This window comes from Rhodococcus sp. NCIMB 12038, assembly GCF_002165735.1.
Lineage (GTDB): Bacteria > Actinomycetota > Actinomycetes > Mycobacteriales > Mycobacteriaceae > Rhodococcus_F.
The window spans coordinates 218,967-239,935 of record NZ_NHML01000014.1 but is presented as its reverse complement, the minus strand read 5'-3'; the positions used below and the strand labels follow the sequence as shown (position 1 = coordinate 239,935).

Sequence of the window (20,969 nt, the reverse complement as noted above, 5' to 3'; positions counted from 1 at the left end):
TGATGGACACCGAGCGCACCGCACCACCCGAGCACCGAAATCCCTGGCCCGCGTTGTGGGCCCTCGTCATCGGCTTCTTCATGATCCTCGTCGACAGCACCATCGTCGCGGTGGCGAACCCGGCGATCATGAACGACCTGCACACCGACATCAACAAGGTCGTCTGGGTCACCAGCGCCTACCTGCTGGCGTACGCGGTGCCGCTGCTGGTCACCGGCCGCCTCGGTGACCGCTTCGGTCCCAAGAACATCTACCTGATCGGGCTCGTCCTGTTCACCGGGGCGTCGCTGTGGTGCGGACTGTCCGGCACCATCACCATGCTCATCGTCGCGCGCGTGTTCCAGGGACTCGGCGCCGCACTGATGACGCCGCAGACGATGGCCGTCATCACCCGGACGTTCCCGCCGGACCGCCGCGGCACCGCGATGGGTCTGTGGGGCGCCGTCGCGGGTGTCGCCACGCTGGTGGGACCACTCGCCGGCGGCGTGCTCGTCGACAACCTCGGCTGGGAATGGATCTTCATCGTCAACGTCCCCGTCGGCGTGATCGCGTTCGTGCTGGCCTGGCGGCTGGTGCCTGCGCTGGAGACCCACGAGCACAAGTTCGACATCCCCGGGGTCGTCCTCAGCGCGCTCGGCATGTTCTTCCTCGTGTTCGGAATCCAGGAAGGCAGTTCCTACGACTGGTCGGCGACGGTGCTCGCGTCGATCACCGCAGGCCTCGTCCTGCTCGGCGTCTTCGTCTGGTACCAGTCCTGGAACAAGAACGAGCCGCTGCTCCCGCTGGGCCTGTTCCAGGACCGCAACTTCTCGCTCGCCAACGTGGCGATCACGTCGATGGGATTCGCGATCACCGCGATGGTCCTGCCGCTGATGTTCTACACGCAGGCGGTGCGCGGTCTGTCGCCCACCCGGTCGGCGCTGCTGCTCGTGCCGATGGCCGTCCTCACCGGTGTGTTCGCCCCGTTCATCGGCAAACTCGTCGACCGCACCCACCCGCGGTACATCGCGGGCGCCGGGTTCCTGCTGTTCTCGATCGCGCTCGGCTGGCTGTCCATGGTGATGTCGCCCGACGTGGCGATCTGGGAACTGCTACTGCCGATCGGGCTGATCGGTCTCGCCAACGCGTGCATCTGGTCGCCGCTCGCGGCCACGGCCACCCACAACCTGCCGCCCCATCAGGCGGGCGCCGGGGCAGGCGTCTACAACACGACCCGCCAGGTCGGCGCCGTCCTCGGTAGCGCCGCGATCGGTGCGCTCATCACGGCCCGCCTGTCCGCGCAGGGGCTGAACGCCGACAGCCAGGAGGCCGGCGTCGGCGAGATGCCCGAGTTCGTGAAGGAACCGTTCGCCACGGCGATGTCGCAGTCGATCTGGCTGCCCGCCGCGATCCTGCTGATCGGTTTCGTCGCCTCCGTCTGCTTTGCGCGACCGTCGCGTGAGAAGGAGCCCGGGGTCAGCGCGGAGGACGCAGCCAGTCGGGAAACATCACTGCGGGGTTGAGGTAGTCGTCGGGGTCGAACGCCCGCTTGATCGTCCACATCGCGGCGATGTCCTCGCGGCTGAGGGCGAGGTCCAGGTAGTTGCGCTTGTGTGCGCCGACGCCGTGTTCGGAGGCGATGTTGCCGCCGTGGTCACGGATCAGTTCCGTCACCGCCCGGTACAGCACGGACTCGTCGGGGCAGCGCAGCACGTTGAGGTGGACGTTGCCGTCGGCGACGTGCCCGAACAGTATCGGGATCGCGTCGGGTGCCCGGTTCGCCACCAGCGCGACGGCGTCGGCGACGAACGCGGCGAGAGCGTCCAACGGGACGGCGGCGTCGAATTTCAGCGGCGGGCCGAACAGCCCGACCACGTCCGCGAACGCGTCGCGCGCCGCCCACACCCGGGCGCGGCCTGCGGGATCGATCCCGACGGCGGGTTCGTCGTCGGGATCGCACCGCTCCAGCGCGTCGGCGAGGTCGACGGTGAGATCGCGGTGCCCGGCCAGTTCCACCAGGAGGTACCACGGCAGTCCCGTCGGAACCGCGAAACCCAGCCGCGACGAGGCCAGGTCGAGCCCGCGGCCGTCGAGCATCTCCACGGCGTCGACGCCCTCGAGCCGCCGGACTACGTGCGCCGCGTCGATCAGCCCGGACAGGTGCGCGAACCCGGCGAGGGCGGTCACACGGAAGTCCGGCACCGGGTGGAGCGCCAGATCGACGGCCGTGACCACACCGAGGGTGCCCTCGCTGCCCACCCACAGCGCGGGCAGGTCGTATCCGCAGTTCTCGGCGCCCACCCGCATGCTGCGCCGCACGATCGCCCCATCGGGGAGCACCACTTCCAGGCCCAGCACCTGCGCGGACATGTGGCCGTACCGCACGGTGTGCAGCCCGCCGGCGTTGGTCGACACCATGCCGCCGATCGTCGCGGAATCCCGGGACGCGAGGTCTACGCCGAACAGCAGTCCGGCGCCGGACGCGGCGCGGCGTACCGCGGCGAGGGTGACGCCGGCGCCGACGGTGACGCGCAGGTTCTCGCGGTCGACGGCACCGACCGCGGTCAGCCGTTCCGTCGACAGCAGCACGTCGTCGTGCTCGGGAACCGTGCCCGCCTCGAGTCCGGTGCGGCCGCCCTGCACCGTGACCTTCATTCCGGTGCGGCGGCAGATGCCCAGCACGGCCGAGACTTCCGCGGCGTCCGCCGGGCGGACCAGTGCGCTCGCCCGCCCGCTGTAGCGCCCCGTGTGGTCGGTCGCGCGGGCGGCGAGCACGTCCGCGTCCATGGTCACGAACCGTTCTCCGACGACCTCGGCCAGCGCCGCACGCAGCGAGTCCACACCCTGATCGTAGGCGGAACACGTGTGGCAGTCTGGCCGCATGACTGAGCCTGCCGCCGCGCATCCCACCCGACTCGAGCGTGTCCGCACCGACGCCGGCGCCGAGATCGCGATCCTGACGTTCGCCCACGGCCCACTGAACCTCTTCGATCAGGCGATGTTCGACGCCGTGCAGGCCGACGTCGCGGTGCTCGCCGAGGATCCGCCGCGGGCGGTGCTGCTGCGCGCCGAGGGCAAGGTGGTCTCGGCGGGGGTGGACGTCCACGTGTTCGACGGGCTCACCGCGGAGCAGGGCGCGGACCTGTGGCAGGAGTTGTTCGCCGAGATCTGCCATCCGCTGGAGGCGCTGCCGTGCCCCGTCGTGTACGCGGCGCACGGGCTGACGCTGACCGCCGCCTTCGAGATCGCGCTCGCCTGCGACATCATCCTCGCCGCACCGAGGGCGAAGTTCGGACTGGTCGAGACGGTCGTGGGGCTGACCCCGTCGATGGGCGGTCCGCAGCGGCTGGCCGAGCGGGCAGGATCCGGCCGCGCCCGGGAACTGGTGATGACCGGCGATCTGTACGACGCCGCGACGCTGCACGGCTGGGGTGTGGTCAACGCCGTCCACGAGGACGTCGACACCGAGGCCCGCGCGCTCACCGCACGCCTGGCGGATGGTCCGACGCGTGCACACGACGCCACGAAGCAGATCATCTCCGCGTGGCGATCGGGTGGCGTCGCGCACGCCGACTCGGTCACGCCCGAGGTGTCGGGTGCGCTGTTCGAGACCGAGGACCTCCGGGGTGCGGTCCGCAGCTTCCTCGACGTGGGACCGGGCAAGGCGACGTACCGCGGGCGGTAGGCGTCGGCGATCCGCTCCCCGCTACTGTGACGGGCGTCATATAGTCGTGGCAAACGTCCCGGTCGCGCAGCAGTGTCGTCAGCGGAGGTGCAGATGCCGTCGTCCCTCGTCGAGTACCCGAGTAGTGGTCCGTTCTTCCACGACGATCGCGTGGTCCGCGGTCGTGACGGACTGCTCCGGTACGGCGGCCTCAACCCGTCGCTCACCGAACTGCTCGACATCTCCGTGCACCGCTACGCGGGCCGGATCGCCGTCGAGGAGGACGGCGGCCGGTCGCTCACGTTCTCGCAACTGTGGACATCCGCGGCCCGGGTGGCGGGCGGGCTGAAGTCGAAGGGCGTCGAGATCGGCGACCGCGTCGCGGTCCGGCAGCCCGTGGGCGTCCGCTGGGTGGAGGCGTTCCTCGGGGTGCTGCTCGCCGGCGGCGTGCCGGTCGGGGTGAGCCCGGCGCTCGACGACGCGCGGACCGGTCAGGTGCTCGCCGACAGCCAGTCGGTACTGACCCTCGACGGCGAACTGCCGGAGGGCATCTCGTTCATCGACGACGGCGCCAGCCCGGACGAGCTGGTGCTGCTGTCGTACACGCCGGGCCCGTCGGAGTCCCCGAAGGGGGTGGAGCTGAGCAACGAGAACGTCCTCTCGACCATCGAATCCGTGCTCCACGCGCGCGGGTTCAGCTCCGAGGGACTGCGGAATCTCCTCGTCGAACCCGAACTGCACACCGTCGGATCGCTCGTCGAACTGTTGTCGACGCTGGTGGTGGGCGGAACGGTCCTGCTGACGGGGAGCACCGACGCGGCGTCGTGGCGTGGCACGGGAGCTGACGTGCTCACCGCGGCGCCCGCAGTTCTCCTGCGCGCCGTCGAGAGTTCGCGGGTGACGAGTTTCGGCCGGCGCGCGGTGCGCTGGATCGACTACAGCGGCTCGGGTCTGTCCCTCGACCAGTCGCAACTCCTCCGGCGAACGTTCCCCGAGGCCAGACACTTCCTCGGGTGGGGCATGACCGAGACGTGCGGGGCCGGGCTGGCGTTGCCCGACGAGTGCGCTCTGACACACGCGGGCAGTGTCGGCGTCGCGTTCGGCGGGATGGAGGTGGCGCTCCTCGGGCCGGACGCCGGCCGCGGTGTCGGCGAATTGCTGTGTCGCGGTCCGGGAGTCAGTCGCGGCTACTGGAACCGGCCCGAGGTGACCGCGAAGACGTTCACCGGTGGCTGGTTTCACACCGGCGACACCGCGAATATCGACGGCGACGGCTTCGTCCGTATCGTCGACCGCGACACCGCTGCCTAGGTGGTGCGAAAGGCAGGTATCCACCCGTGAGCTCTCCCGTCGCCGAGCTGCACATGCACATCGAGGGTTCCCTCGAACCCGAGCTGATCTTCGCGCTGGCCGAACGGAATTCCGTGCAGCTGCCGTACGCGGACCTCGACGATCTCCGGTCGCGGTACCAGTTCACCGACCTGCAGTCGTTCCTCGACCTGTACTTCGCGAACATGCAGGTGCTGCGGACGGCCCAGGACTTCGCGGACCTCACCCGCGCCTACTTCGCGCGGGCGTCGGCGGGCGGCGTCGCGCACGTGGAGTTCTTCTTCAACCCGCAGGCCCATGTCAATCGTGGTGTCCCGCTGCACGACGTGCTCGACGGGATCATGGACGCGGTGAGCACCAGCGAGCGGGAGTTCGGCCTCAGCAGCGCCGCCATCGCCGCGATCCTGCGCGACCGTCCCGTGCACGAGGCGGAGGAAGTGTTCTCCGAGATCATCCGATTGCAGACGCCGATCGTCGGGCTCGGACTGGACTCGGCCGAGGTGGGCAACCCGCCGTCGCTGTTCGAGGACGTGTTCGCGCGCGCCCGGTCGGAGGGGCTGCACGTGGTCGCGCACGCGGGCGAGGAGGGGCCGCCCGAGTACATCTGGCAGGCACTCGATCTCCTCGGCGCCGAGCGCATCGACCACGGGGTGCGGGCGCTCGAGGACCCGGCGCTCGTGGCGCGCCTGGTGGACGAGGAAGTGCCGCTGACCGTGTGCCCGCTGTCGAACGTGCGGCTGTGCGTGGTCGACTCGCTGTCCGAGCACCCGCTGCGGACCATGCTCGAGGCGGGTCTGCTCGTCACCGTCAATTCCGACGACCCCGCCTACTTCGGCGGATACGTCGACGACAACTTCGCGCAACTGCGGGACCAGCTCGGCCTCACCGATGCCGAGCGGGACACCCTGGCCCGCAACTCGATCAAGGCGTCGTTCGCGAGCGACGCACGCAAGGCGCAACTGCTCCGCGGCTGATCACCCCGGTCGTCAGTCCGTCAGCCCTGTGTCGCCGAGACTCGCGACGACGGCCAGGACGTCGCGGTCGCGGCCGTACGGCCCGACCAGGCACAGGCCCACGGGAACCCCGTCATCTGTGCGCAACGGCACGGTCGCGTTGGGCAGCCCCGAGATGCTCGCGAGGCACGTGAGCATGCCGGTGGCGCGCATCGTGTTCCGGAACCGTCCGCCGCTGGGGTCGCCCGTCCGCTCGGGGGCGACGGACGACGTCGCGGGCAGCAGGAGCAGGCTGTCGCCCACGTATGCGGTGATCGTCTGTGACGCCTCGGCGAGCATGGTCAGCTTCCGCCCGTACGTCGTTTCCCAGATGCGGCTGGCGGCGGCAAAATTGCGGCCGGGTTCGTCGCCGAGCGACGACATCGTCTGGCTCACCCACTCGCCGTGCAGCCGCCACGCCTCGTAGCCCTGCACGTCGACGACGGCGTCGTACCAGTCGGGCAGCCGGCCGATGTCCGTGTCGGTCCACGTCAGCCGCGGAAGGGAACTCTTCTCCCACGCGGTGAGGGCGCGCCGCACCGCGCCGAGCGCCCCGGCCTCGGCGACGGCGTTGATGCCGTCCGAGGTGAGGGCGCCGCGGAACGGGGTCTCCGCGGTGAGCGGGAGAAGGGCGCCGGACACCGCGACGAGCGTGTCGACGTCGCTGCACACCCACGCCGGGGTGTCGAACGTGGGGGACAGCGGGAACAGTCCGTCGGTGGAGACGGCGCCCCGGGACGGCGCGAAGCCGTACAGGCCCTGATACGACGCCGGGATGCGGACGGAACCGGTGGTGTCGACGCCCAGCCCGATGTCGGCGGCGCCCTGCGCGACCGCACTCGCGGCGCCCGAAGTCGCGCCGCCGGGCAGGCAGTCCTCGGCACGGGGGTTGGGCGGCGTCCCGAACTGACGGTTGACGCCGGAATGTCCGTAACCGAGGTCGTCGGTCTGCGCCAGGCCGACGACGCGGGCGCCCTGCCCGAGCAGGCGCGCCACCACCGCGGCGGTGCCGGTTTCGACGGGCGCCTCGGCGAGCCTTCGCCCGCTGCCCGCGCCGATCTGCTGTCCCGCAACGGCATACAGGTCGGTCACGGCCAGTCGCATGCCGGCGAGGGACCCGTCGCCGGTCGGGGCGACCAGGGGATCGCCCTGCACACGCCATGTCGCCTTGTCGACGGGCGCGAACTCGGACACCCCTCCGCCACTCGGAACGGACAGGCCGTCGGGCAGCGGCGGAACCTCCGGATCGTGCAAGCGTTCCCCGCAGGCACCGAGCATCGCGGCACCGAACGCCGCCGCCCCGGAGGCACCCGCGACGCGGAGGAAGTTGCGACGGTCGAAAGATCGACTGGGGGCCACCTATCCCACGTTAGCGACCGAGGACCGTCCGGAGGTACGCGTTGCCGAACATTCGCTCGGGATCGTACTTGTCGCGCACGGCGACGAACTCGTCGAAGTTCGGGTATGCGGGCCGCAGGTCCTCGGCGGTGCGGCCGTGCATCTTGCCCCAGTGCGGCCGCCCGTCCACCTCCCGGGCGATGGCCTCGACGGCGGAGAAGTACGGTTCGTGATCGCGGCGGTGATACTGGTGCACCGCGATGTACGCGGTGTCCCGCCCGTTCGCCGTCGACAGCCACACGTCGTCACCCGCGGCGAAGCGGACCTCCACGGGGAACGCGACCGTGAAATCGGACTTCTCCACCCACGAGTCGATCGCCGCGAGCGTGTCCGGAAGCGTCTCGGTGGGTACCGCGTACTCCATCTCGCGGAACTTGACCCGGCGCTCCGATGCGAAGACGCGGTAGCTGCGGTCCGTGAACTCGCGCGCGCTCAGCATGCGGGAGGAGATCCGGTTGATCTTCGGAATCGTCGACGGCGCAAGGCCCGCCACTCTGTTGATGCCCTCGAACAGGACGTTGGAGAGCAGTTCGTCGTCGACGTACGCGCGGACCGGGTGGAGGGGCGACGTCGGCGTGTCGCCGGGTAACCGGGTGTTGCGCTTCGTCAGGACGCGGCGGGTGTGCGGGAACCAGTAGAACTCGAAGTGGTCGACCGTGGCGCGGTCGTGGTCGAGGCGGTCGAGGGTGGCATCGAGCGACTCCGGTTTCTCGACGGCGTGCATCACGTAGTTCGGCACGCACTGGATGGTGACCTTCGAGATGATGCCGACCGCGCCGAGGCCCAGGCGTGCGGCCTCGAACAGTCCGGGGTTCTCGGTGGGGGAGCAGTCGGCCACCGAGCCGTCCGCCAGCACCACCTGCAGGGCGCGGACCTGGGTGGCGAGACCTCCGAAACGCGCTCCGGTGCCGTGCGTTCCGGTGGACAGCGCACCCGCCACGGACTGTACGTCGATGTCGCCCAGGTTGATCATGGCCAGGCCGCGGTGCCAGAGTTGCTCGCTCAGATCACGTAGTCGCGTGCCGGCGAGGACGGTGACGAGGGCGCCCGCCGGTTCGTCGAGGGTGACGGATTCGATGCCGGTGAGGGCGTCGAGGCTGACCAGGATCCCGTCGGTGACGGCGACCCCGGTGAAGGAGTGGCCCGACCCCACGGCCTTGACCCGCTGTCCCTGCCGCGCGGCACCGACGATGAGCGCGCAGAGGTCCTCCACCGAGCGTGGGGTCGCGAAGCGCAGCGGGTTCGCCGTCTCGGTGCCCGCCCAGTTGCGCCATGTGTCCTGTGCCATTCGCCCATCATGAACCTGGACGCTCGTCCAGGCAAATGCCGGGTTGGTCGGGCGTCCGTGTTGGTCGCGGGGGAGGCCCCCTCAGGTTCTACGATCAGAGGATGCTGAACAGGCTTCCTGCGGATGAACGTCGTGCCCAACTCGTCGAGTCGGCGCTGGCCATCGCGGAGCAGCGCGGCGTCGCGTCGGTCACGGTGCGGGCCGTGGCGGAGGAGGCCGGCGTCTCTCTCGGTGTGGTGCACTACTGCTTCGAGAGCAAGGAAGAGCTCCTCGCCGCGATGGGCGAGAGCCTGGTTCTGCAGCTCAGCGCGTCGATGCGGCTGGCGTTCGGTCAGGTGCGGCACGCGCCGGACCTGCGGGGGATCGACGGTCTGCGCGAACTGCTCCACATCGGGATCAGCGGGATGTGGCCGATCATCGAGGCCACCCCCGACCGCCAGTTGCTGACGTACGAGATCACCGCGCAGGCGTTGCGGCACCGGGCGTCGGGGAGTGAGCGCGCAGGCGATATCGCCGGTCAGCAGTACCGGACGATGGACGAGGAGGCGATCGAATTCCTCGCCGAGTGCGCCCGGATCGCCGGCGTCGGCTGGGGCACTCCGGTCGAGGCGATCGCGCGGTTCGGGCTGGCCATGCTGGACGGGCTCGTGCTGCGGTGGCTCGTCGACCGGGACAGCGAGGCGATGATCGCGGCGCTGGACGAGATGGTGCAGGTGATCACGGCGAAGGCGGTCGAGCAGGCCTGATTGGGCCCGATCGATCTGGACAATCGTCCAACTCGATGGTTGACTGGCGTCGCAGATCGCCGCACAACGATTGGACGAACTGTGACGCCCACGCTCGACCGTCTCATCGCCTCGACGACCGAGATCGACCCGCCGTTGGCCGCTCTCGACCTGCCGACGCTACGCGCCAACGCCGCCGACCTGGTTCGGCGGGCCGGCGGTATCCCGGTCCGGGTCGCCAGTAAATCAGTCCGCTGCCGTGCGGTACTCCAGGTCGCGCTCGGTGAGAATCTCACCGCGGCCGGCGGCTTTCGCGGGATCATGGCGTACTCCCTTCGCGAGGCGATCTGGCTTGCCCGGCACGGTGCGCAGGACATCCTCATGGGCTACCCGACGGCCGACCGCGGGGCCCTCGCCGAACTGGCGGCAGAACCCGAACTGCTGCACCGGATCACTCTGATGGTCGACAGCGACGACCACCTCGACTTCGTGTCCGCCGCCGCCGGCACGACGTCCCTCCGGGCCCGGCTATGCATCGACGTGGACGCGTCGCTGCGGCTCGGACCCGTCCACATCGGGGTCCGCCGCTCCCCGCTCCGCGAACCGTCCGCCGTCGCCGCGTTCGCGAAACGTGCCGCCGGGCGGGGGTTCGCCGTCGTCGGAGTCATGTTCTACGAAGCGCAGATCGCGGGACTGCCCGACTCCAGTCGACCGATCGGCTGGATGAAACGGGCGTCCGCCAGGGAACTCGCGACCCGCCGCGGCGCCGTGGTGAACGCCGTGCAATCGGAGGTCGGGGCACTCGAGATCGTCAACAGCGGCGGCACCGGTTCGCTCGAGGTGAGCGCCGCCGACCCGGTCGTCACGGAGGTGACGGCCGGGTCCGGTCTGTACGTCCCCACGCTCTTCGACCGGTACCGCTCGTTCCGCCCGCGCCCGTCGCTGTACTTCGCCCTCTCGACGGTCCGGCGGCCGGCACCCGGCATCGCGACGCTGTTCGGCGGCGGCTACATCGCCTCCGGACCCGCCGGGCGCAGCCGCGTGCCCGCACCGATGTGGCCGTCGGGCCTGAAGCTACTGCGCAACGAGGGCGCCGGCGAGGTCCAGACGCCGGTGACCGGAAGGGCGGCAGCCGATCTCGGGATCGGCGACCGGGTATGGTTCCGGCACGCGAAAGCCGGCGAGCTGTGCGAGCGGTTCACCGAGGTGCACTTCGTCGAGTCGGACGGATCCCGCACCGTCGTGCCCACCTACCGCGGCGAAGGTCAGTGCTTCGGCTGATCGGTGAGCCGCATGAAGGCGCCCAGTTCGGTGAGTCCTTCGGGGGTGCTCGGCATGTACTGGGTCAGCGATTCCGACCGGACGATGATCGCCGCCCACTTGCCGCGGGAGACGGCCACGTTCATCCGGTTCCGCGACAGCAGGAACGACATGCCGCGCGGCACGTCCTCGATTGCGGACGCGGTCATCGACACGATGGCGACGGCCGCCTCCCGCCCCTGGAACTTGTCGACCGTGCCCACCTCGATCTTGTCGAGGCCGACGGCGGCCAGATCGCGTTCGATCAACCCGACCTGCGCGTTGTACGGCGCCACCACCAGGATGTCGGACTCGTCGAGTGGGCGGGTGCCCTCGAATTCGCTGGGGTCGGTCCAGCCGGATCCGAGCAGCTTCGTGATCCGGTTGACCACTTCCCGCGATTCCTCGGGGGATTGGGTCGCGTTGCCCTGGTGGTCGACGAAGACGGTGTGCACCCCGGCGGCCATTCCGTCGAGCCGCCGTGCAGCACTGGCCGATTCCTGCGAACGCAGCTTGCCGTCGTACGACAGCGTCGAGACGGGAGCACACAGCTGCGGGTGCATCCGCCACGTGCGTTCGAGGAAGTAGCCCCGGCTCGCGGGCAGCGCCCCGTGCCCCTCGGCGAGCCACCCGAGAGCCGACGCGTCCACCGGTTCCGGATGGGTGCCCTGGCTGACCTGGGGGAGCTGCTGGGGATCGCCGAGCAGAAGGAGATTGCGGGCCGCACCGCCCACGGCGATGGTGTTGGCGAGTGCGAACTGCCCGGCCTCGTCGATGACCAGCAGGTCGAGACTGCCGGGCGGAACGCGATCGGTGTTGGCGAAGTCCCAGGCGGTTCCGCCGAGCACGCAGCCCGTTCCCTCCGCCTGGTCGATGAAGCCGGGGTAATCGTTGGAACTGATGTCGGTCCACGTCGCAGCGCGATGCCGCCCGTCCTTCTTCGCGACGAGTTCGGCGGGGAGCCCGGCCTTCACGACGCCGCCGAGCATGTTCTCGATCACCGAATGGGACTGCGCGACCACGCCGATCCGCCAGTGGTGCTGCTCGACGAGTGCCTTGATCACCCGGGCCCCGGTGTACGTCTTGCCGGTGCCGGGCGGACCCTGTACCGCGACGTACGAGTCCTCGAGGTCGAGCAGGGCGGCGGTGATCGCGCCCGCGTAGTCCGTGTCGTCGACGGGTGGGAGCGGATTCCCGCTCCGGGTGCGCGGATCGGACCGCCGCAGGATGTCCACGGACGCGCACAGCGGAAGCTCCGGCAGCGGTGAGCACATGCCGTCCGCGGCCACCGCGATCGCCGATTCGATGCGGTCGGTGGTGATCGGTGGCCCGGGGGTGATCGCCGTCGGAAGTTGCCCGTACTCCTCGCCGTTCAGGAGTTCCTCGACGATCACCACGTCGCGGCGGCGGCCGTCCTTACCGACTTCGAGGACGTTGACCGTGCACGTTCCTCGCTGCTGCGGATTGTCGCCCGCGACCGCCTCCGGCGCGGGAGTGTCGTACAGCGCGTACATCGTGGTCTTGGGCCCCACCGTGCTCCCGGTCCCGAACCGGCCGGTGAGCTCGAGACGCCGGCGCAGCTTGCGCTGCCGGGGGCTGCTCTTGTGCCAGCTCTCCTCGACGACCGCGGACGACACCACCAGGACGTCCCGGATATCGGACAGTTCGTCGTGCGGCACGACGAGCCGATCGAAGTGCGCCCACCAGAACGGTTTCCGCTCACGCCGGTGATAGCCGACCGCCGCCGCCATGAGTGCGGCGGCCTGCTGGTCGTGGCCGCGGTGCTCGCTCGGACCGTGCCCGGCGAATTCGCGCAACGCCGCCTCCGCGGGCGTGCATTCCTCGGTCACCGGGGTGGGCCCGTCGCCCGGCGGCCGGAGCGGGACGTCGTGCGTCCGCGCCTGCCCGATCAGCCAGTCGCGCAGCCGCAACGTGGAATCGCAGTCGTACTGGTTGTAGTCGGCGATCCCCTGCAGCAGCGCGCGGGCCTCCTCGTCGCGGCCGTTGTCCCGGTGATCGCAGTAGTCGGCGTACGCGACCACCGACGCGGCGGCGTTGGTGACGTCGCCGTCGCGCGGCTGCTCCGGCATGTACAGCGGTTCGAGTTTCTTGATGCTGTAAGACCGTTCACCGATCCGCAGGCATCCCCGCACCACCGGGTACAGGTCGACGAGGACGTTGTCGCGCAGCAGGGTGTCGACGGTCTCCTCGCCGACGCCGTGCCGCCCCGCCAGCCGCAGCAGCGCCGACTTCTCGTACGCGGCGTAGTGGTAGATGTGCATGTTCGGGTACTGCTGACGTCGCGCCGTCACGTAGTCGAGGAAGTCGACGAGCGCCTGCCGCTCCTCCGCGCGGTCGTGTGCCCAGAACGGCCGGAACACGGCGGCGCCGGCGGGACCCTCGACCACGCCGAAGAGGTATTCGAGACCCCAGTCGGTGGAACCGTTCTCGGCCCACAGCGGGTCTCCCTCGAAGTCGAAGAAGATGTCGCCGTCGTCCGGTTCCGGCAGTCCACCCAGCGCCTGCGGGGCGTACAGCTGGAACTCGGGGGTGCCCGAGGACTCCTGCCGCAACTGCAGAGCGGCCTGGGCCCGCAACGATTCGAGAGTGCGTTCGGGCAGCCCCTCGACGCTGCCCGCATGCGCGGCGAGCGCGTCGAGAGTGCCGATCCCGGCCGCGACCAGCCGGCTCCGCTGCGTCGAGCGCATTCCGGCCACCAGCAGCAGGTCGCGGTGCTGCTCGACCTCCGGGGTGCACGTGTCGCAGCGACCGCACGCCGTGTACCGGGGGTCGCCCCACTCCGCGACCGACTGCTCGTCGCGGTGCTCGTCGAGGATTCGTTCGAGCGAGGCGCGCCGCGCGGAGTACACCGGGACGATGTCGCCGAGCGAGTGCGCCGAGTCGCTGTCGTCGCCGAGGAGCAGGTGCACGTCCGGGGACGTCGGAATTCCGTTGCCGGCCAGCGCTTCCGCGTAGGCGGCGAGCTGGAGGAGAGCCGACACCTTCGCGTGCCGGGACAGCTTGGTGTCGTAGACGGCGTACGTGTCGCCGTCGCGGACGAGGAAGTCGCAGAAACCCAGGAAGCGGCCGTCGAAGAACGTGCCCTGGTACACGACGTCGGCGCCGCCGCGGATCGCCTCCACGGTGGCCAGGTTCGCGTCGAACAGACCCACGGTGGTGTACTCGGGCCGGTCCATCGTGACCACCCCGTCGCCGAACTCGGCGCGGAACTGCTCGAGCCGGCGATGCTCGTGCGCGTCGCCCAGGCTCGACGTCCGTCGCAGCATCGGATCGTCGTCGACGGACGTGGCCGCGGCGCCGGGGCCGCCGAGCCCGAGCGTGGCATCCAACCGGCGCAGCAACGCGAACTCGCAGGTGGCGGCCGCGGAGAGGTCGCTGGCGCTGTAGACGATGGTGTCGTCGAGGAGGAACACAGCTACGTCCCCAGTTCTGCCGGTGAGTTCACCCGCCCGATTGTGCCATCGGGGGGCGACACGTCCAGAATGGCAGCCATGCCCTTCTTCGACGGCCACTCCGGACGCGTCCACTACCGGCACTGGAGCGCGGTGGGGGGACCCGTCGTCCAGCTGGTGTTTCTGCACGGGATGGGGCAGCACACGGGGCATTACCACCGGTTCGCGCGCGGGCTGACGCCGGCGGGAATCGGGGTGTGGGGAATCGACCAGGCGGGTCACGGCCTGTCCGAGGGCGACCACCCCGGGTCCGTCGCGGAACTGGCGGAGGACGCCGCGCTCCTCACCCGCCTCGCGGAGCAGCACGCACCGGACGTCCCGCGCGTGCTGATGGGGCATTCCCTCGGGGCCGCCGTCTCGATGGAACTTCTCATGCGCGGCGACTCCGGATTCCGGGGCGCGATTCTGTGCGGGACCCCGAAGACCGCCGCCGTGCAGCAGACGGCGGACGCGCTGGGTTCGCTGGAAATCCCGTTGCTCGCGGTCCACGGCGTGGACGACCGCATGGCCCCGATCGACCCCGTCCGGGAGTGGGCGGCGGGGATCGCGGGCCTCGAACTACGGGAATTCGACGACGCCGGACACGACCTGCTGCACGAGAAGGTCCACGCCGCCGTCACCGCGGTGGTCCGCGATTTCGTGCTGGGCGCTGCGCGCCCGTGAGTGGTTGAGGAGTGCAGGGACTCCTCAACCACTCACGGGCGGCGGAGCCGCTTACGCGTAGATGGCCTCGATGGCCGCGCCGTGCTCCTTGTGGATGACGTTCCGCTTGAGCTTCAGCGTGGGAGTGAGTTCACCGGTCTCCTGGGTGAAGTCGACCTCGAGGATGCGGTACTTCTTGATCCGCTCCGGGTTGGACACCTTCTTGTTGCCTTCGGCCACCGCCTCGTCGATCTCGGCGACCAGGTCGGGGTTCTTCACCAGTTCGGACACCGGGGTGTCGGCGGCCAGCCCGTGGCGTTCCTTCCAGCCGGGGAGGGTCTCCGAGTCGAGGGTGATGAGCGCGCCGATGAACGGCTTCCCATCACCGACCACGAGGCACTGGCTGATCAGCGGGTGCGCGCGGAGGGCGTCCTCGAGGACCGCAGGCGCGACGTTCTTGCCGCCCGCGGTGACGATGATCTCCTTCTTGCGGCCGGTGATCGAGATGTAGCCCTCTTCGTCGATCGAGCCGAGGTCGCCGGTGTGGAACCAGCCGTCCCGGATCGAATCCGCGGTGGCCTGATCGTTGTGCCAGTACCCGCCGAACACGACGGGACCCTTCAGGAGCAGTTCGCCGTCCTCGCCGATCTTCGCGGCGTGGCCGTCGATCGGCTTGCCGACGGTGCCGACCTTCTGCGCACGGGTGGTGTTCACGGAGATGGCGGCGCTGGTCTCGGTGAGACCGTAGCCCTCGTACACCGGGACGCCGATGCCGCGGAAGAAATGGCCGAGGCGGGCGCCGAGCGCGGCGCCACCGGAGACGGCGCGGTCGCACTCGCCGCCGAGCGCGGTGCGCAGCTTCGAGTAGACGAGCTTGTCGAACAGGGCGTGCTTGAGCTTGAGGCCCAGCCCGGCGCCGCCGGTGTCCTGCGCCTCGCTGTACGCGATCGCCGTGGCGGACGCCCTCTCGAAGATGCTGCCCTTGCCGCCGTCGTACGCCTTCTGCTTGGCGGAGTTGTAGACCTTCTCGAACACGCGCGGCACCGACAGGATGAAGTGCGGCTTGAACGCCGCGAACTGGTCGAGCAGGGTGGTGAGGTCGGCGGTGTGCGCGACCGTGACCTTGGCGTCGAACGCCCCGAACGAGATGGCGCGCGCGAAGACGTGCGCGAGGGGCAGGAACATCAGGGTGCGCCTGCCCGCGTACATCGCGTCGCTGAGCGCCAGCTTCACGGCCGCGGACTCCGCGTAGAAGTTGGAGTGCGTCAACTGCACGCCCTTGGGGCGGCCCGTGGTGCCCGACGTGTAGATGAGGGTCGCGGGGGAGGACGCGCGCACCTGGTGGCGACGCTCGTGCAACTGCTCGTCGGTGACGCTCTCGCCGCGCCTCGACAGTTCCTCGATCGCGCCCGCACCCTCGATCTGCAGGACCTCGCGCAGGTCCGGGGCGCCGTCGGTGACGACCTTCAGTGCATCGGCCTGCTTCGCGTTCTCGACGACCAGCAGCGACGTGCCGGAGTCCTCGAGGATCCACTTGGCCTGATCGGGTGCGGACGTCTCGTAGATCGCGACGGTGCACCCGCCTGCTGTCCAGATCGCGTAGTCGATGACGACCCACTCGTAGCGGGTGGCGGAGAGGATCGCGACGCGGTCACCGAGTTCGATGCCCGAGGCGATGAGGCCCTTCGCGACGGCGGCGACCTGCTCCGCGAACTCGGCGGCGGTGACGTCTACCCATCCACCGTTGCCCGGGCGCTTGAACGGAACGAACTTCGGGTCTTCCTCGGCGTGACGGAAGACCGTGTCCGCCATGGAGGCGTCCTCCGGAATTGAGAACGACTGCGGTACCGAGAATTCACGCACTATGACCCCTCCACTGAAACGACATGACGGATGTGCATTCGATCACATTTGTCCTGGTTTCGCACCAGGGTCGATGTCCGTTATGTGTATTTCTGTTCTGACCAGCGGAGATTAGTGTAACTCGGCGTAAACTGATAACTCAGGCGGCCTCTTCCAGGCGGCGCGAGTTGGCGGACAGCCAGCGCCGGATCGCGTAGTTCAACTGGTCCGGATCGACCCCGAGTTCGGTCGCGGTCGCCGCGAGAATCTCCTCGGCCAGGCCGTCGTCGGTGGCTTCCGAGATGCCGAGCGCGCCGCTGATGAAGACGTCCGCCACCCGGTTCGGCCGGACCCCGGGGATGCCGGCGAGCATCAGGAAGTGCGCCCACGTGACGTCGCTGCTCTCCCCGCACACCTCGATCCACGCGTCGTGGATCTGCTCCAGGGCTGCTTCGTCCCTGGCAGCCTCGAGGAGGTCGTCGATGCTGTTGATGCGGAGCTGGTGTAGTCGCTCGGCCGCCAGCTGGATGTGACGTGCCTCGATCGGCACGCCGGTGGCGGTGTACCGCCGCTTGTACGAGCCGACCTTGCCCGCCCACTGATCCGAGCTGCCCGCCTCCTCGAACGTGCGGAGGAGGTCGCGGGCGCCGTCGGTGAGGGGCTGATCGGGGTGCGCCCGCCGGTAAGCCAGGTAACGGTCGACGACGGCGACCTCGCTGTGCCCGGCGCTCGACTGCACCGATTCGATGATGCAGAGAGCGAGGCTGTGCCGGTAGGCATCGGAGGTGACCCAACCGGACGGGTCGCCCAATCGGTCGCGGCACGCGGTGACGACGGTTTCGACGGTATCGGCAGAGACGGTCACGAGATCCTCCAAAGGCAGTCTGTTCTGTGCTCTTTCCGGTGTATCGACAGGGCCTCCGGGAACGTTGCACTGAAGCTGAAGATTCCTCGAGAATGACCGTCAGCGGGGCGTCAGCAGGTCTGTGACCTCGCTGTCCGAGAGTTGATGGAAATCGGCGTACGCGTTGCCGACGCCGCCGAGATCGGCTGGGGTGTAGGGACAGACCACCTCGTCGGCCGTCACGCGCAGCCGGCCGACGGCCTCGGGAGCGGCCACCGGGACCGCGACGATCACCCGGGCTGCGCCCAGCTTCTTCACCGACTGGCAGGCCACCGCTGCGGTCGCGCCCGTGGCCATGCCGTCGTCGACGAGGACGGCGATGCGGCCCCTCAGCGACGCCCGGGGTCTGTTGCCACGCAGCACCCGTGCCCGCCGCTCGAGTTCGTGGCGTTCCTTCGCCTCCACCATGGCGAGCGACGTCTTGCTGACCCGGGCGATGCGGAGAACGTCGTCGTTGATCACCCGGGATTCACCCTCGCCGATGGCGCCCATCGCGAGTTCCGGCTGCCACGGCACACCCAATTTGCGGACGAGCACGACGTCGAGGGGTGCCGACAGGGCCGCGGCGATCTCGAATGCGACGGGGACGCCGCCGCGCGGCAGGCCGAGCACCACCAGGTCGGTTCCGCGCAGGTGGTCCAGTGCGGCGGCCAGTCGGCGACCGGCGTCGGCGCGACTGGTGTAGAACATCGAACGCTCCGTGATCGTGAAGAACGGTTCGTCTCCGACGCTACTCCCGATGTGGCCGCTCAGATCTCGCTGACGGTGAATCGGCGCAGGGCGAGGGCGGGATTCTTCTCCCGCACCGCGGTGATCCGCTCCGCATCGACCGACGCGACCGCGGTGCCCACCCGCTCACCGAGCGAAACGAGGGTCACACCCATCGGATCGACGATCATGCTGTTTCCGGCCCCGGTGCGCGCGCTCTGATCGGCGGCCGCCACGTACACGGTGTTCTCGATGGCGCGCGCCCGGATCAGGGTCGACCAGTGATCCTCCTTGAGCGGGCCGGGCACCCACTGCGCCGGCAGCAGCAGCACGTCGGCGCCCGCATCGACGATCCGTCGGGTGACCTCGGGGAACCTCAGGTCGTAGCAGGTCTGCATGCCGAACGTGAGGCCGTCGACCGCGAACGTCTCCGGTGCGCCGATCTCCCCGGCGCGGATGACGTCGGATTCCTTGTAGCCGAACGCGTCGTACAGGTGGAGTTTGCGGTAGGTGGCGACGATGTCGCCGCGGGGCCCGAGCGCGACGAGGGTGTTGGAGATGCGATCGTCGCCGGGCAGCGCCTCGTTGACTCCCGCCACCAGATGGACGTCGAGTTCCTTCGCGGTCGCGGCCAGCCCGCCGACGAACTCGCCGTCGAGGGCCTCGGCCGATTCGACGATCCGCTCGTCCGTTCTGGGCGCCGTGAACATCGCGTACTCCGGCGCCACCACCACCTTCGCGCCGCGGCCCGCGGCCTCGGCGGCGAGCGTGCGGACCGTGCGCAGGTTCTCCTGCTTGTCCTGACCGGGAGCGAACTGAATGACAGCGACATCGACCATGCCGTCCACGCTAGGCGACGACGCCGCGGCGGGTCTCTCCCGTCCCGGTCGCCGCCTATTTCCGCGGCGTGGCGTTGCAGTGTGGACTCGTGCACTAAACTGCTGGTCAATGAGTGATATCGAGCGTGACCCCGAACCCCCCACTTTTGCCGACCTCGACATCGACGATCGGGTCTTGAAGGCACTGTCCGATGTGGGCTACGAGTCGCCCTCGCCGATCCAGGCCGCCACCATTCCGCCCCTCCTCGCCGGCAACGACGTCGTCGGCCTGGCGCAGACCGGCACCGGCAAGACCGCTGCGTTCGCGGTACCGATCCTCTCGAAGATCGACCTGGCGCAGAAGTCGCCGCAGGCATTGGTCCTCGCGCCGACCCGGGAATTGGCCCTGCAGGTCGCCGAGGCGTTCGGCAAGTACTCCGCCCACATTCCGGGCCTGCACGTCCTGCCGATCTACGGCGGTCAGAGCTACGGCGTCCAGCTGTCGGGACTGCGGCGCGGCGCGCACGTCGTCGTGGGCACGCCCGGTCGCGTGATCGACCACCTGGAGAAGGGCACCCTCGACCTGTCCAAGCTCTCCTACCTCGTCCTGGACGAGGCCGACGAGATGCTGAAGATGGGGTTCCAGGAGGACGTCGAGCGCATCCTCGCCGACACCCCCGAATACAAGCAGGTCGCCCTGTTCTCGGCCACCATGCCGGGCGCCATCCGCAAGATCTCGAAGCAGTACATGCACGACCCCGTCGAGATCACGATGAAGTCGAAGACGTCGACGGCCTCCAACATCTCGCAGCGGTACGTGCAGGTGGCGCACCAGCGCAAGCTCGACGCCCTCACGCGTGTCCTCGAGGTCGAGGACTTCGAGGCCATGATCATCTTCGTGCGCACCAAGCAGGCCACCGAAGACCTCGCGGAACGACTGCGTTCACGCGGGTTCTCCGCCGCGGCCATCAATGGCGACATCGTGCAGGCCCAGCGTGAGCGGACCATCGGCCAGCTCAAGAGCGGCGCCCTCGACATCCTGGTGGCCACCGACGTCGCCGCACGTGGCCTGGACGTCGAACGCATCTCCCACGTCGTCAACTACGACATCCCGCACGACACGGAGTCGTACGTCCACCGGATCGGCCGAACCGGTCGCGCCGGGCGCGCGGGCGAGGCGCTGCTGTTCGTGGCGCCGCGCGAACGGCACCTGCTCAAGGCCATCGAGAAGGCGACTCGTCAGCCGCTCGCCGAGATGCAGCTGCCCAGCGTCGACGACGTCAACGCGCAGCGTGTGTCCAAGTTCGGCGACTCGATCACCGAGAGCCTGACCTCCGACAACCTGGCGTTGTTCCGCAAGATGATCGAGGACTACGAGCAGGAGCACGACGTTCCGCTCGCCGACATCGCCGCGGCGCTCGCGGTGCAGTCGCGCGACGGGGAGGCGTTCCTGATGGCGCCCGAACCGCCGCCCGCGCCCCGCCGTGAACGGGAACCCCGTGAACCCCGCCCGCCGCGCCGTTTCGACGACGGCCCCCCGACCCGCTCGCGCGGGCCGGAAGGCCAGGAGCTCGCGACGTACCGCATCGCGGTCGGCAAGCGGCACCGGGTGGTGCCGGGTGCGATCGTCGGTGCCATCGCGAACGAGGGTGGGCTGCGGCGCAGCGACTTCGGGCACATCAGCATCCGCCCGGACCACAGCCTGGTGGAATTGCCCGCAGACCTGTCCAGCGAAACCCTCGAGGCACTGCGCCGTACCCGGATCTCCGGGGTGCTGATCCAGCTGCAGCCCGACTCGGGGCCGCCGTCGGGTCGTCCGGGCCGTGGTGGCCGCGACGACCGGGCCGGCGGAAAGTTCCAGCGCGACCGAGACAACAGGAAAAGGCCGCGCGAGTAGTCCTCGCGCGG

16 protein-coding genes are annotated in these 20,969 nt (G+C 69.5%); 8 read left to right on the top strand and 8 right to left on the bottom strand.

Going from position 1 to position 20,969, the window contains the following annotated elements; all coding sequences use genetic code 11:
• The first annotated feature begins 2 nt into the window (after positions 1-2).
• On the top strand, positions 3-1,502 hold the full coding sequence (locus CA951_RS22730) for an MFS transporter (protein WP_087558958.1): 1,500 nt from the start codon (positions 3-5) through the stop codon (positions 1,500-1,502).
• On the opposite strand, the gene CA951_RS22725 is transcribed toward CA951_RS22730, so the two are convergent.
• Entirely contained in the window at positions 1,456-2,820 is a 1,365-nt protein-coding gene (locus tag CA951_RS22725) for an FAD-binding oxidoreductase (RefSeq protein ID WP_087558957.1), read from the bottom strand. The genes CA951_RS22730 and CA951_RS22725 overlap by 47 nt on opposite strands.
• A gap of 40 nt (positions 2,821-2,860) precedes the next feature.
• Between CA951_RS22725 and CA951_RS22720 the strand changes: the two genes are divergently transcribed.
• From CA951_RS22720 to CA951_RS22710, 3 genes are all read left to right on the top strand, one after another.
• Positions 2,861-3,664, top strand: coding sequence for an enoyl-CoA hydratase/isomerase family protein (locus CA951_RS22720; RefSeq protein WP_087558956.1), 804 nt, complete (start codon positions 2,861-2,863; stop codon positions 3,662-3,664).
• Positions 3,665-3,757: 93 nt separating this feature from the next.
• A complete protein-coding gene (locus CA951_RS22715; protein ID WP_087558955.1) occupies positions 3,758-4,954 on the top strand; it encodes a class I adenylate-forming enzyme family protein in 1,197 nt (398 codons plus the stop codon).
• A gap of 26 nt (positions 4,955-4,980) precedes the next feature.
• Positions 4,981-5,946, top strand: coding sequence for an adenosine deaminase (locus CA951_RS22710; RefSeq protein WP_072948338.1), 966 nt, complete (start codon positions 4,981-4,983; stop codon positions 5,944-5,946).
• A 12-nt stretch (positions 5,947-5,958) separates the two neighbouring features.
• Here the strand turns inward: CA951_RS22710 and CA951_RS22705 are convergent, their stop codons facing one another.
• Together CA951_RS22705 and CA951_RS22700 are read right to left on the bottom strand one after the other, a co-directional pair.
• Positions 5,959-7,323, bottom strand: a complete 1,365-nt coding sequence (locus tag CA951_RS22705; protein WP_087558954.1) for an amidase family protein — start codon at positions 7,321-7,323, stop codon at positions 5,959-5,961.
• 10 nt (positions 7,324-7,333) lie between these two features.
• Positions 7,334-8,650, bottom strand: a complete 1,317-nt coding sequence (locus CA951_RS22700) for a D-arabinono-1,4-lactone oxidase (protein WP_087558953.1) — start codon at positions 8,648-8,650, stop codon at positions 7,334-7,336.
• A gap of 101 nt (positions 8,651-8,751) precedes the next feature.
• Here CA951_RS22700 and CA951_RS22695 point away from each other — a divergent pair, with 101 nt between their 5' ends.
• Positions 8,752-9,396: a TetR/AcrR family transcriptional regulator gene (locus CA951_RS22695; protein WP_087558952.1), complete on the top strand. Its 645-nt coding sequence runs from the start codon at positions 8,752-8,754 to the stop codon at positions 9,394-9,396.
• 81 nt (positions 9,397-9,477) lie between these two features.
• Positions 9,478-10,656, top strand: coding sequence for an amino acid deaminase/aldolase (locus tag CA951_RS22690; protein ID WP_087558951.1), 1,179 nt, complete (start codon positions 9,478-9,480; stop codon positions 10,654-10,656).
• Here the strand turns inward: CA951_RS22690 and CA951_RS22685 are convergent.
• Positions 10,641-14,108 (bottom strand): bifunctional RecB family nuclease/DEAD/DEAH box helicase, encoded by a 3,468-nt coding sequence (locus CA951_RS22685; protein ID WP_087558950.1) that lies wholly within the window; start codon positions 14,106-14,108, stop codon positions 10,641-10,643. The genes CA951_RS22690 and CA951_RS22685 overlap by 16 nt on opposite strands.
• Positions 14,109-14,186: 78 nt before the next feature.
• Between CA951_RS22685 and CA951_RS22680 the strand changes: the two genes are divergently transcribed.
• Positions 14,187-14,810: an alpha/beta hydrolase gene (locus CA951_RS22680; RefSeq protein WP_143543087.1), complete on the top strand. Its 624-nt coding sequence runs from the start codon at positions 14,187-14,189 to the stop codon at positions 14,808-14,810.
• 51 nt (positions 14,811-14,861) lie between these two features.
• On the opposite strand, the gene CA951_RS22675 is transcribed toward CA951_RS22680, so the two are convergent.
• The 4 genes from CA951_RS22675 to CA951_RS22660 form a co-directional block, all read right to left on the bottom strand.
• Positions 14,862-16,652: a long-chain fatty acid--CoA ligase gene (locus CA951_RS22675; protein ID WP_087558948.1), complete on the bottom strand. Its 1,791-nt coding sequence runs from the start codon at positions 16,650-16,652 to the stop codon at positions 14,862-14,864.
• A 139-nt stretch (positions 16,653-16,791) separates the two neighbouring features.
• Positions 16,792-17,496, bottom strand: a complete 705-nt coding sequence (locus CA951_RS22670) for a heme peroxidase (RefSeq protein ID WP_087558999.1) — start codon at positions 17,494-17,496, stop codon at positions 16,792-16,794.
• 99 nt (positions 17,497-17,595) lie between these two features.
• Positions 17,596-18,225 carry a phosphoribosyltransferase gene (locus tag CA951_RS22665; protein ID WP_087558947.1) on the bottom strand — a complete coding sequence of 210 codons (630 nt, stop codon included), beginning with the start codon at positions 18,223-18,225 and terminating at the stop codon, positions 17,596-17,598.
• Positions 18,226-18,284: 59 nt separating this feature from the next.
• Complete coding sequence (locus tag CA951_RS22660) at positions 18,285-19,082, bottom strand: carbon-nitrogen hydrolase family protein (protein WP_087558946.1); 798 nt, start codon at positions 19,080-19,082, stop codon at positions 18,285-18,287.
• A 109-nt stretch (positions 19,083-19,191) separates the two neighbouring features.
• On the opposite strand from CA951_RS22660, the gene CA951_RS22655 reads away from it, so the two are divergent.
• The gene (locus tag CA951_RS22655; RefSeq protein ID WP_087558945.1) at positions 19,192-20,958 is read left to right on the top strand and encodes a DEAD/DEAH box helicase; all 1,767 of its coding nucleotides are present in this window, start codon (positions 19,192-19,194) and stop codon (positions 20,956-20,958) included.
• The last annotated feature ends 11 nt before the right edge of the window (positions 20,959-20,969 follow it).

What these genes read in the sequence shown, in the direction of transcription:
- CA951_RS22700 (WP_087558953.1), bottom strand. Translation starts at nt 8,650, where the DNA reads ATGGCACAGGACACATGGCGCAACTGGGCGGGCACCGAGACGGCGAAC.
- CA951_RS22720 (WP_087558956.1), top strand. Translation starts at nt 2,861, where the DNA reads ATGACTGAGCCTGCCGCCGCGCATCCCACCCGACTCGAGCGTGTCCGC.
- CA951_RS22695 (WP_087558952.1), top strand. Translation starts at nt 8,752, where the DNA reads ATGCTGAACAGGCTTCCTGCGGATGAACGTCGTGCCCAACTCGTCGAG.
- CA951_RS22665 (WP_087558947.1), bottom strand. Translation starts at nt 18,225, where the DNA reads ATGTTCTACACCAGTCGCGCCGACGCCGGTCGCCGACTGGCCGCCGCA.
- CA951_RS22715 (WP_087558955.1), top strand. Translation starts at nt 3,758, where the DNA reads ATGCCGTCGTCCCTCGTCGAGTACCCGAGTAGTGGTCCGTTCTTCCAC.
- CA951_RS22730 (WP_087558958.1), top strand. Translation starts at nt 3, where the DNA reads ATGGACACCGAGCGCACCGCACCACCCGAGCACCGAAATCCCTGGCCC.
- CA951_RS22680 (WP_143543087.1), top strand. Translation starts at nt 14,187, where the DNA reads ATGCCCTTCTTCGACGGCCACTCCGGACGCGTCCACTACCGGCACTGG.
- CA951_RS22655 (WP_087558945.1), top strand. Translation starts at nt 19,192, where the DNA reads ATGAGTGATATCGAGCGTGACCCCGAACCCCCCACTTTTGCCGACCTC.
- CA951_RS22660 (WP_087558946.1), bottom strand. Translation starts at nt 19,082, where the DNA reads ATGGTCGATGTCGCTGTCATTCAGTTCGCTCCCGGTCAGGACAAGCAG.